A 12,608-nucleotide genomic window follows, 5' to 3' on the forward strand; every position below is an offset into this window, starting at 1 on the left:
ACTTTTGCAAATAGAGATTATTTCAAGCGCCTAACAAATCTTCTTCACTTAAAAGTGATTAACTTAGGCGAAACGATTCTACCTGCTTTAAATATTCCCTGCATAAAAGAGGCTAATTTTTTCGATAGCGTTACTCCTAGAGGCCTTGCCTTTGATGGTGAAGGAGCAGAAGGAAAAGGCTGTAAAACTCCCTTTGGCAATCGACAAACATTTGAGCTTATCCAAACTCCTGAAAAGATGGCGCAATATATTGGCAAAGATGAAAAAGGCCAGTGGTGGCATAAAAAAGAGCAGCATCTACCCCTGGAATTACTAAACTTTACTCATTTGGTAGGAAGTGAGGAGCTAACTGAGCACTATAGGAAAAATGTTCAGGACGAGCTTGAGAAGCCTTGCCGTAAAGGCTTTGATCTGCGTCGATATCTAGCCAAGCATCACCTAGTTCAAGAAGACATGGAAACTTTTAATCCTGGAATGGGCCTCCTAGAAAGGCAGGGTATGCTTTTTAAAGTTAAAAATGATTTTTACCGCTTTCCTCATCTGGCTTTAGACCGGTTAGCCCTTCTTAAAAGAGTCGCAGCTTCCGATGCCTTTACTAGGATTAATAAGCTAAGTGAGCTAGGGGTTATAACGGAGAGCGCTGCTGAAAAGCTAAAGGATTGGAGGAGTATAGCGCTATTTATGCGCCTTAAAACCTATTCACATTATCAAGCGCAACAAGAGATGATGAATCCGCTGATTAAACCCTTTGGCTTCGATGATTCAGGCTTTATTAAAAAGCAGTTTGCTTTAGATCAAGAAGTGTTGGAAAAGATAAAAAAGATTTACCGTATCTTTATTCCTTTTTATCAAGTTATGCAAGAATTTTTAGGAGGCCACGAAGACAGGCTTAAATCTTCTGACTTGGAGGATAACTCGTTGCAGGCTCAAGGCAATATAGCTCTAAGGCTTTTCCAACATAAAGAGGCAAAAAAATGTTACAAGTCTGCATTAATGATAGAGCCAGGAAATACAGAAGTACTAACTGCTCTTGGAGTGATTTACAAGACTCAAGGAAATTTAGCTAAGGCGGCCTATTTTTTTGAAGAAGCTCTTAAAATTGACTTTAAGTTATATGGCAAAAATCATTCAAAAGTAGAAAGAAATTACACTCATTTAGGAATGATTTACCATTCTCAAGGAAATTTAGAGAAAGCAAATGAATGCGCTCATAAAGCACTTAAAATTGCAACTAAGGTTTATAATATAAAACATCCTGCTTGGGCCATACTTTATAGTAATCTTGGGGAAATTTATCGTGACCAAGGAAATCTAAAGCGGGCGTCTGATTACGTCAGCCTAGCACTCAAAATTGACAGCAGACTTCATACTATAGATTCGCCGCACGTTGCAATGGATTATCATAATTTGGGAACAATTCATCAATCACAGGGAAATATAGCAGAAGCAGATAAATACATTAATCAAGCCCTTCAAAATAACATTAAATTTTATGGTAGAAATCATCCTAATGTAGCAACAATTTACAACACTTTAGCAACAGCTTACCGTGATCAAATGGATTTGCAGAAGGCGTCCGAATGTGCTAAGAAATCTCTTGAAATTAATATTAAGCTTTTTGGGGAACGTCACCCCACTGTAGCTTCTAACTACCACAGTCTAGGAATAATTTACCAAGAAGGAGGGGATGTAAAGAAAGCGGCTAAATATATCACCAAAGCTGTTTCCATTGGACTTAACCTCCAGGATAAGAATCATCCAATATTGGCAACAATCTATAGTGGACTGGGAATAAATTACCAAGCTCAAGGAAAGGTAAGCAAAGCAGTTAAATATGCCGAAAGAGCACTTAAAATTGCTCTCGACCATTATGGTGAAAATCATCTCGAAGTGGTAATATGTTATAGTAATCTTAGACAAGTTCACCAAGAACAAGGAAATCTAGATAAAGCAAGGGAGTATGCCAAAAGAGCACTTGAAATTGCTCTTAACAATTATGGTGAAAATCATTCTGAAGTGGCAACATGTTATAGTAACCTTGCGCAAGTCTACCAAGAACAAGGAAATCTAGAAGAGGCTATTAAATATGCCAAGCAAGCACTCCAAATTGACGAACAGATTTTTGGTGAAAATCATTTCAAAGTAGCTCCGAACTATAATAACTTGGGAACAATTCATATAGAGCAAAACAATTTGAACAAGGCTTTCAACTACTTTAATCAAGCTCTCCAAATTTACAGAGAAGTTGTTGGCGAAAATCATCCACACGTAGCAGGCAGTTACAATAATTTAGGAATAGTTTACAAAAAACAAGGCAATTTCAAAAAAGCGGCTAAGTACAGCAATAAAGCGCTTAACATTAACCTTAAGTTTTTTGGAGAAAATCATCCAAACATGGTAATAAACTACAATAACTTGGGAATGATATACCAACGGCAAGGTAATTTAGAGAAGGCAGCGGAGTACACTACTAAATCTCTCCCCATTGGCGCCAAGGTATATAACGAAAATCATCCTAGCCTAGCACTATGCCACACCAATCTCGGAATGATTTACCAAGAGCAAGGCGATTTGGAACAGGCGGCTAAGTATATTAAAAAATCACTCGAAATAAATATTAGGCATTGGGGCATAAATCATCCCACCGTGGCATTAGGTTATAATGAACTAGGGTCAATCTACCAAAAACAAGGAAATTTAGAGGAAGCAGCTAAGTGCATCAATCAAGCACTCAAAATTAATATTAAGCTATTAGGTGAAGATAATCTCAAAGTAAGGCGTCTTTACAGCAAGCTGGCACAAATCTACAAAGCACAAGGAAATTCAAAAAAGGCAACTGAATATACAAAAAAAGCGCGAGGCATTAAGCTTAAGCCGTAAAAAAAATCATATCCACGAGTCTTCAAATCTTTTGAAATTTTTAAGATAAGCTTTACCCCCCCCTAATATTAGCTATCTGAGAGCTTTTACAAAAGTGTTATTCGACCTCAAATGTATACGAAAGTTGTAAGCAATACCATTCAAACAAGCTAATGCAAGTAAACCTTAAATGAGACCAAACAAATGAATTTAGAAAGCTCTTCTATTACTCCCTTCATATTTACTGCGTTTAAGGAACTAGCAGAAGAAAAGCCTTACCTGAAGCTAGGCCCCTATATAGAGATAAGCTTAAAGATTTTTAAGGAACTGGGACAGCCAGATTTATCTAATGCACGAGGTGTTAGTAAAGAATGGAAGCAACTAATTGAACAAACTAAGGAGTGGAAAGAGCTTGATTCAAGAAAAATTGAACATAACGTACTCAATGAAAGTCAAAACACATGCGATAAACCATCTGTTTTAGGCGCTTCTTCTAATCAATGGAATCACCATCAAATAGCCAAATCTTTGTGGCATAACCCCACTGCTATTATTGACGATTCAATCGTAGCCAAAGTAAATGCTGCTGCCGACTATCTGGGTAAAGAAGGCTTTAAATTAAAAGGTGTGCCAAGTGACGGTGACTGCTTTTTCAGCGCTTTTTTAGGAAGCTATAACTGCCTTTCTAGGAAAATACCTTTGCTAGATGAGAACCCTAATAAAGTTTTTTATTTAAGGCAAGTGCTCTCAGACATGATTAAATACAAGAACAATGGAAAAGCTGAAAAAATAAAAGAAAAAAGGATGTGGATAAGTGGATTGGGCGAAGGAGACCTATTAGCTACCGCTTTATCTATCCCTATAAGATTAATAATAGTTAACGAAGAACAGCTGGCTTGCGGTATTCATGATAGGCTAATTTTTCCTAAAGCAAGCTCATCTATGGAAGATAATTCCCAAGAATGGAAAACTATTTCTCTGGAAGAAAGACCTGAAGAATATATTCTTATTGTCGATCTAGGTGGCCATTTCATTTAAGCACAAAAGCTTGTAGGGCAAGATAGACCTCTCTTATTAAATCAAACACCTTCCCTTACTGACCATTTTAGCCAAAGCCGTTATCTTTATCCTCATGATAAAGCTAGCAAGGTAACTGAAACAGATGAAAATAAAAGATTTTTAACAACCAGACAAAATCTTAACAAGAGAGATAAAAATGATACATTCGACCCATCTATCCTCTAACTACCCTACCTTTAGAAATTTTCCAACAAATTTTTTATTCTTTTAGCAAATTAACTGAAGGCGAATTAAGAAAAATCCTTGATGTAAGAAGTTGTGCTCGAGTGTTTACACAACACATGCCTAATAACGTCAAATTTTTGCAGCTCTATCAACCTGAGAAGGTACAATCCTATCTTGATAAGCTTTCAAATTATTTAGATAAAACCCTGTCTTCTAGTGGCGAGAACAATACATTTTTATCAGTAGATAGATTAGAAGAAGATTACACCCATGTCCTAAAACTTGCTATTCAAAAAGAAGATCCTATCCAGATAAGATTATGCATAGAAAAATTAGGTGATATCTATTTAATAAAAGGAACGACGCAAACGCTCCTTCAAGCTGCAGGGCTTTATAATTACGCGCTGCATGATTCAACTTCAGAAGAACAAGCAATTATTAAAGAAAAGCTATCAAAAGTCGAAATTTTGCTTAGCAAGGCTTGCAAAGGAGAACCTGTAGATATTCTTATAATCAAAAAGCAATTTGAAAATAATCGCGAAGGATTAAAAAAGTTTAGGGATGAAATAGAAAAGAAAATTCAAACTCTCGGCTCTGATCCTTCATCTGAGGAAGTCCGAGAGCTATTTGGTGAGATTACTCAACAGATAAAAATTCTTTTTAGATACCTTACAATACAAGTTTTTGACAATTTAGGGCCTCCTCCATGTGAATATGCCATGTTAGGGTTTGGTTCTCTAGCCAGAGAAGAGATGACCCCCTACTCCGATTTAGAGTTTGGTATTCTTATACAAGAAGATACTGGAGAAAATAGAGAATATTTTAAGTGTTTTACAACCCTTCTTCATTTAAAAGTCATCAATTTAGGAGAAACTATCCTGCCTGCTTTGGATATTCCTTGCATAAGAAAGGCTAATTTCTTCGATAGCGTTACACCCAGAGGCTTTGCCTTCGATGGGGAAGGAGTACAAGGTAAAGGCTGTAAAACGCCTTTTGGAAATCGCCAGACATTTGAGCTTATTCAAACTCCTGAAAAAATGGCGCAATATGTTGGTAAGGATGAAAAAGGGAAATGGTGGCATGAGAAAGAGCCTCATCTTCCCATGGAATTGCTAACTTTTACTCATCTGTTAGGCAATCTTGCATTAACTAAGGAATATAGGGAGGCCCTCAAAAAAAACTTGATATTCATTGCCAAGAAGGCTTCTCTCTTCGCCAATACTTAGCCAAGCAACACCTTGTGCTAGATGATATGATAGCCTTTAACCCAGGAATGGCTGATTTACAAAAGGAGGGTATGCTTTTCCAAGTTAAAAATGATTTTTATCGTTTTCCTCACCTGCTTTAGATAGATTAGCTCTTCTTAAGAATGTAGAGGCCTCAGACACCTTTACTAGAATTGATAAACTAAACATGCTAGGAGTTGTAGCAGATAGCGCAGCTGATAAGTTAGAAGATTGGATGAGTATAGCGTTATTTATGCGCCTTAAAACTTACTCTTATTATCAAGCGCAACAGCATATGATGAATCCTTTGATTAAGCCTTTTGGATTTGATGATCCCGACCTTATTAAAAAGCAGTTTGCTTTAGAGCAGGAAGCCCTACAAAAAATAAAAAAGATTTATTGTATCTTCATTCCTTTTCATCAAGCTATTCAAGAATTTTTAATAGGCGATGAAAACAGGCTTAAATCCTCTGATTTAGAAGACAACTCACCTGAGACGCAAGGAAATATAGCCCGCAGGCTTTTTCAATATAAAAAAGCAGAAGAATGGTATCTTTTAGCAGAAAAAGATAAACCAAATAATGCGAAGGTTTTAAATGCCCTGGGAATCATTTACCTCGAGCAAGGCAATTTAGACAGAGCGGTAGAATATGGCAGTAAAGCTCTTGCCATTAACCGTGACCAGTACGGAGAAAATCATCCTATAGTGGCAAGAGACTTTAGCAACTTAGGATTAATATACAAAGCCCAAGGCAATTTAGATAAAGCAACAGAGTATAACATTAAAGCACTTACAATTGGCCTTAAGGTTTTTGGTGAAAATCATCCTAGCGTGATAAGAGATTATAATAATTTAGGATTAATCTGTAAAATTAAGGGCAATTTAAACAGAGCAGCAGATTATACCGCCAAAGCGCTAAAGATTAGCCTTCTTAAACTGTATGGTGAAAATCATCCTACAGTAGCAATTTGTTACAATAACCTAGGAACCATCTATTATGCCCAAGGCAATTTAGGCAAAGCAGCTGAGTATAGCAACAAAGCGCTTGCCATTAATCTTAAGCTTTACGGTGAAAATCATCCTCGAGTAGCAATTTGTTACAGCAATTTAGGAAAAACCTACCAAGCTCAAGGCAATTTAGGCAAGGCAGAAGAGTATACCAACAAAGCGCTTGCTATCGATCTTAAGCATTTTGGTGAAAACCATCCCCGGGTGGCAATTGATTACAGTAGTCTAGGACAAATCTCTCAAGACCAAGGCAGCTTAGATAAAGCCCTAGAGCATTACAACAAAGCAGTTGCCATTAACCTTAAACTTTTTAGAGAACATCATCCCGAAATGGCAGATTGTTATAGTAACTTAGGAACAATTTACCGAGACCAAGGTAAGTTAGACAAAGCGATAGATTACAGTACTAAAGCGCTTAGCATGGACTTTAAGTGGTTTGGTGAAAATCATCCCAAGGTGGCGAGAGATTACAGTAACTTAGGACAAATCTATCAAGACCAAGGCAATACCCAGAAAGCAGCAGAGCATAGCACCAAAGCACTCACCATTTACCTTAAACTGTATGGTGAAAATCATCCTACAGTAGCAATTTGCTATAACAACTTAGGATTAATTTATCAAGCCCAAGGCAATTTAGACAAGGCAACAGAATATTGCATTAAAGCGCTTGCTATTGACCTTGAGTTTTACGGTGTAAATCATCCCACCGTGGCAAGGGATTACAATAATCTAGGAACAATATACCAAGACCAAGGCTATTTAGATAAGGCAGTTGAGTATAATACCACAGCGCTCACTATCGATCTGAAGGTTTATGGTAAAAATCATCCTGTAATAGCAAGAGACTATAACAACCTAGGAGCAATTTATCACAATAAAAGTAATTTAGAGAAAGCAGCGGAGTATAGCAACAAAGCGCTTACCATTGATCTTAAACTTTATGGAGAAAATCATCCTGCGGTGGCAAGAGATTATATTAACCTAGGAATGATCTACAAAGGCCAAAGAAATTTAGAACTAGCGACTGAGTATGTCAGCAAATTTATCGATATCAATCTAAAGCTTTATGGTAGAGACCATCCTGATGTGATAAAGGGTTATAACACTCTGCAAGCAATTTACCAATCCCAAGAAAATTTAAGAGTAGCAGCCCTAGACATATTAAATGAACGTGCTATGTTAACCTCATGCTTGAAAAAACAAATCAATCAAATGGGGCTTCACGTGGTGTGAAATATTTAAAATAATCTCTAATCTTAAAATATTAGTAACAGTTCAGATACCCCCTTTTTATTCAGGAGTGTTTGAATGAAATAGAAGTTAGATAAGGGCTTCTGGCAAGCCAGCCTATCAATCGATGGCTAACAGACGAGGGTCCCCTCGGATGGCATCTGCCAATGCATCCCAGACATTCCAACTCTGTTTACGCGCGGTAGAAATATAGCTGCGGATGCGGCAAAAAATCCGACCTCGTTTGGTGTAATAGATAGGACTTAAACTAGACCTCTTTCGAAACTCACGTATTTAATTCCCAGTTATAGATTGCTGCAATTAAGTTGAAGCGAAGGGCAAATCTTTTACGTCTATTTCTGTAGCGATCTGCTATAATTTTAAATCGCTTAAGGAGGCCAATGACGTTTTCATTGGCAACTCTTTCTATGGATAAACTTTGATTTGCTCTTTTATCCTCTTTAGTTAAAGGCTTCTTCTTACTTTTTTTCTTGGGCATCTGGGTGTGAATATGGAGCTTTTTTAATCCTTGATAACCTGAATCGGTTAATACTTTTATTTGTGGATTGATTTTAACTTGGGATTCTTTGAATAGCCTACAATCATGCTTTTTACCATTACCATATGAGGTACAAATTACTTTTTTACTTTTCTTATCGACTACAACTTGGGTCTTTAGGGTATGTTTTTTCTTTTTCCCCGAATAATAGCGCTTTTGTTTTTTTTAGGGCGCTCAATAGGCGTTTCTGTAGCATCAACCAAAATAACCTCATATTCCGTATCGCTTTTCAAAAGCTCTTTACGTCCCGGTAAAGCAAAATCTGGATGCTTGATTAACGTATCTTCAATCCATTTCACTGCTTTATAAGCTGAGCTTTCACTGATTCCATAGCTTTGGCTAATATGGAAATAGGTCCTATATTCTCGCATATATTCCAAGGTCATTAATAGCATGTCTTCTAAACGTAGTTTATATTTACGCCCGCCTTTAATCTTCTTGGCCGCATCGGCTTGCTGTAAAATTTGCACCATCTTATCAAAGGTACTACGCTTTACCCCTGTCAATCTGCGAAAGCGTTCATCATCTAATTTCTCTATCTTATCGAATTTCATGGTGCCTCCTTTAAATGTTGAGTCACCATTTTACTAAAATTTACATTTTATTCCAGTTTCGAAAGAGGCCTACTGACATTTGTGATAACAACAAAGGAAACACGATTTATAAGTCGCCAAGCTTAAAGCCCTGTTACTCATCAAAAGTGATAGGGCGAGAAGTTGAAGTGAGTGACTTAAACCAATAAGGAGTGTCAAAATGTCAAATTTAGCAACTCATCAAAAAGTTATAAAAAATAAACTTGGTGTTTTAAAGCTAGCTGAAACATTAGGAAATGTATCTTAAAGCGTGTAAGATGATGGAATATTCTAGAGGTAGCTTTTATAGATTTAAGAAACTATATGAAACAGGTGGAAAGGCAGCTCTTCAGGATATAACGCGTAAAAAACCCTGCATAAAAAACAGAGTGGACGAGTCTATCGAAAAAGCTGTCGTTGATTTTGCTCTTCAAAAGCCTGCTTATGGACAATTAAGAGTATGTAACGAGCTTAAGAAACAAGGAGTTTTCATTTCGCCAGGTGACGTGCGTTCTGTTTGGCTACGATACAACCTTTAAGACTTTTCAAAAACGTCTCAAAGCATTGGAAGCTAAGATGGCTTTAGGAAGAAATGATATTAACAGAGGACCAACTAAAAGCTCTTGAAAAAGCCAAGGAAGAAAAAGAAGCACATGGCGAAATTGAAACTGAACATCCAGGCTATTTATTAGCCTAAGATACCTATTACGTAGGCACCATTAAAGGTGTGGGACGCATTTATCAACAGACATTGATCGATACCTATTCTAAGGTAGCTTTTGTTAAACTATACGATAGGAAAAATGCGTTGGTAGCATCGGATATGCTAAATGATCAAGTCATTCCCTGGTTTGAAGAGCAAGATATTCGTGTCTTGAGAATATTGACCGATCGTGGGACAGAGTACTGTGGCGCAAGAGAGCATCATGAGCATGAGCTATATCTGGCCATCAAAGATATTGACCATTCTCGCACTAAAGCCCGACGCCCTCAAACCAATGGAATCTGCGAAAGGTTTCATCAAACCATCTAAAACGAATTTTATTCCATAGCTTTTAGAAAGAGAGTGTTTAAGAATGTTGAAGAATTACAAGAGGATGTGGATAAATGGATGAATGAGTATAATAACGAGAGAACACATACAGGAAAGCATTGTTTTGGCAAGACGCCTTTACAAACATTCTTAGATGCCAAACATCTTGCGCAAGAAAAGATGTTAGATAAGTTACAACTGACAGAAATAGCACCTGCCAGGTAACTCATGTTTGTCAGGTCAAGTACTGTCTAGGACAGCTTATAACAGGTTGCTGGCCATGCCAAAAAAGCTCTTAATATTAACTTAAAGCCTTTGGGCAAAAATGATCCCACCGGGGCTAGGGATTACAACACCCTGCAAGCAATAGGCCTCTTTCGAAACTCACGTATTTAATTCCCAGTTATAGATTGCTGCAATTAAGTTGAAGCGAAGCGCACATCTTTTACGTCTATTTCTGTAACGATCTGCTATGATTTTAAATCGTTTGAGAAGGCCAATTACATTTTCATTAGCAGCTCTTTCTCTTGATAAACTTTGGTTTGCTTTTTTATCTTCTCTAGTTAAAGGATTCTTCATACTTTTTTCTTAGGCATCTGTGTTTGAATATACAGCTTTTTTAATCCTTGATAACCTGAATCAGTTAACACTTTTATTTGTGGATGGATTTTAACTGGGGATTCTTTAAATAGCCTAAAATCATGCTTTTTACCATTACCATAGGAAGTGCAAATCACTTTCTTGGTAAGCGGTCACGGGGTATGCCCAGCTTCAGACGCGATTCTGCGGGCATCTGCAATGTCAAAAATGCTCGCAAATAGCTGTTTTTTCAATTTACTGCCCTTTTTGATTTATAGTAAGCGCTTAGCATTAATGCCTTAAGTTGAGATACCCCCCATGACCGCTTACCTTTCTTGCTTTTTTTATCGATTACAAGCTGCGTCTTTAGGGTGTGTTTTTTCTTTTTCCCTGAATAATAGCGCTTTTGTTTTTTTTTTAGGACGCTCGATAGGCGTTTCTGTAGCATCAATTAAAATAACCTCATATTCCACATCACTTTTCAACAGTTCTTTACGTCCCGGTAAAGCAAAATCTGGATGCTTGATTAACGTATCTTCAATCCATTTTACCGCTTTATAAGCTGAACTTTCACTAACTCCATAGCTTTGGCTAATATGAAAATAGGTCCTATATTCGCGCATATATTCCAATGCCATCAATAACATGTCTTCTAGACTTAGCTTATATTTACGCCCACCTTTAATCTTCTTGACCTTATCGGCTTCCTGTAAGATTTGCACCATTTTATCAAAGGTGGTACGCTTGACCCCTGTTAATCTTCGGAAGCGTTCATCATCTAATTTCTCTATCTTATCAAATTTCATGGTGTCTTCTTAAATATTAAGTCACCATTTTGCTTAAATTTGCATTTTATTCCAGTTTCGAAAGAGATCTAATGATTAATACGTAAAGAAATTATAATAATTTAGGAGAAAAAACTCTCTCAGAATCTTGTTTAAGCAAGAGACACCCTTTAAATCATGCCAGACTACTTAGCCATCGAAGATATTGACTATTCGCACACTAAAGCCAGACACCCTCAAACCAACACCCTCAAACCAATGGAACCTGCGAACGGTTTCATCAGACCATCCAGAACAAATTTTATGCCATAGCTTTTAGAAAGAGAGTGTTTAAAAATGTTGAAGAATTACAAGAGGATGTGGATAAATGGATGAATGAGTATAATAACGAGAGAACACATACAGGAAAGTATTATTTTGGCAAGACGCCTTTACAAACATTCTTAGATGAAAAACATCTTGCGCGAGGAAAGATGTTAGATAAGTTACAACAGACAGAAATAGTATCTGCCAGGTAACTCATGTTTGTCAGGTTAAGTACTATCTAGGACACTTTTATCGACAAGGAAAATCTATTCTAGATTTTCTAGCAGATGCTATCCATGCCGCTCGTACTAAACAACCTATCCCTTCTGTTATCTAAATCTTCTTATATGCCGTGACCGCTTACATTTTTAAGCTCTATACAGGATAAAAATAAACAATCTGTTTTAAACACCTCTTATTTAGATATCTGTATTTTAAAAATATAAAAATTACCTTTTTAATTTTATTTTTATGTAAAAAAAATGAAAAATAGTTTTTTTCGCCCTTCTTAAAAATGCATAAAAAAAAGGGTGGAATAAGATTATAAACAACTCTCTATCCCCTTGAAATGTAAACCAGCCTAAAAGAAGGACAAGCGAATGAATTTAGAGAATACGCACAGCTCTACCATATTACCCACTAACAACAATTCGCTCCTTATAGCAAAAGATAATACTTTTGACCCTTCTAATCCTTTGGTAACTCTACCTTTAAAAATTTTCAAACAGATTTTTCATTCTTTTAGCAATTTAACTGAAGATGAATTAAGAAAAATCCTTGATGTGAGAAGTTGTGCTCGAGTGTTTAAACAGTACATGCCTAATAACGTCAAATTTTTGCAGCTCTATCACCCTCAGAAACTGCACCCTTATCTCGACAAGCTTTCAAGTCATTTAAAACAAAACCCTTTTTCGATTGATGGTAGTCATAATTTTTTATCGGCAGATAGGCTGGAAGAGAACTACACCCACACTTTAAAACTTGCTATCCAAAAAGAAGATTCTACCCAGACAAGATTTTGCATAGAAAAATTGGGTGATATCTATTTAATAAAAGGAACTCCACAAACGCTCCTTCAAGCAGCAGGACTTTATAATTATGCCTTACATAATTCATCTTTAGACAAACAGAAAAGTATTAAAGAAAAGCTATCAAAAGTCGAAATTATACTCAGTAAGGCTTGCCAAGGAAAAGCTTTAGAATTG

General features: G+C 36.7%; 6 protein-coding genes and 4 pseudogenes. 7 read left to right on the forward strand and 3 right to left on the reverse strand.

Features of this window, described 5'->3' with window-relative positions; all coding sequences use genetic code 11:
* From DB42_RS08050 to DB42_RS08065, 4 genes are all read left to right on the forward strand, one after another.
* Window positions 1-2,880 (forward strand): tetratricopeptide repeat protein (locus DB42_RS08050; RefSeq protein WP_044882529.1); only part of this gene is annotated, 2,880 nt, incomplete at its 5' end.
* Window positions 2,881-3,063: 183 nt separating this feature from the next.
* On the forward strand, window positions 3,064-3,897 hold the full coding sequence (locus DB42_RS08055; RefSeq protein WP_044882530.1) for an F-box-like domain-containing protein: 834 nt from the start codon (window positions 3,064-3,066) through the stop codon (window positions 3,895-3,897).
* Between the two features lie 308 nt (window positions 3,898-4,205).
* Window positions 4,206-5,330, forward strand: a complete 1,125-nt coding sequence (locus DB42_RS08060) for a DUF294 nucleotidyltransferase-like domain-containing protein (protein WP_155117481.1) — start codon at window positions 4,206-4,208, stop codon at window positions 5,328-5,330.
* Between the two features lie 187 nt (window positions 5,331-5,517).
* A complete protein-coding gene (locus DB42_RS08065) occupies window positions 5,518-7,572 on the forward strand; it encodes a tetratricopeptide repeat protein (protein ID WP_044882532.1) in 2,055 nt (684 codons plus the stop codon).
* A 283-nt stretch (window positions 7,573-7,855) separates the two neighbouring features.
* On the opposite strand, the gene DB42_RS10970 is transcribed toward DB42_RS08065, so the two are convergent.
* A protein-coding gene (locus DB42_RS10970) for an IS5 family transposase (protein ID WP_238579016.1) occupies window positions 7,856-8,682 on the reverse strand; the annotation gives its coding sequence in 2 pieces (ribosomal slippage) (window positions 7,856-8,295 and window positions 8,295-8,682; 828 coding nt in all).
* Between the two features lie 199 nt (window positions 8,683-8,881).
* Between DB42_RS10970 and DB42_RS10975 the strand changes: the two are divergent.
* Window positions 8,882-9,958, forward strand: a pseudogene (locus tag DB42_RS10975) (IS481 family transposase).
* A gap of 159 nt (window positions 9,959-10,117) precedes the next feature.
* Here DB42_RS10975 and DB42_RS11620 read toward each other — a convergent pair.
* Both DB42_RS11620 and DB42_RS08100 read right to left on the reverse strand, forming a co-directional pair.
* A pseudogene (locus tag DB42_RS11620) lies at window positions 10,118-10,479 on the reverse strand (transposase family protein); the annotation flags it as partial.
* A 170-nt stretch (window positions 10,480-10,649) separates the two neighbouring features.
* A pseudogene (locus DB42_RS08100) lies at window positions 10,650-11,118 on the reverse strand (transposase family protein); the annotation flags it as partial.
* Window positions 11,119-11,283: 165 nt separating this feature from the next.
* Between DB42_RS08100 and DB42_RS10985 the strand changes: the two are divergent.
* Together DB42_RS10985 and DB42_RS08110 are read left to right on the forward strand one after the other, a co-directional pair.
* Window positions 11,284-11,615: pseudogene (locus tag DB42_RS10985) on the forward strand (integrase core domain-containing protein); the annotation flags it as partial.
* 387 nt (window positions 11,616-12,002) lie between these two features.
* On the forward strand, window positions 12,003-12,608 hold a 606-nt coding region (locus DB42_RS08110; protein ID WP_044882537.1), incomplete at its 3' end, for a hypothetical protein.

The organism is Neochlamydia sp. EPS4 (assembly GCF_000813665.1).
GTDB lineage: Bacteria > Chlamydiota > Chlamydiia > Chlamydiales > Parachlamydiaceae > Neochlamydia.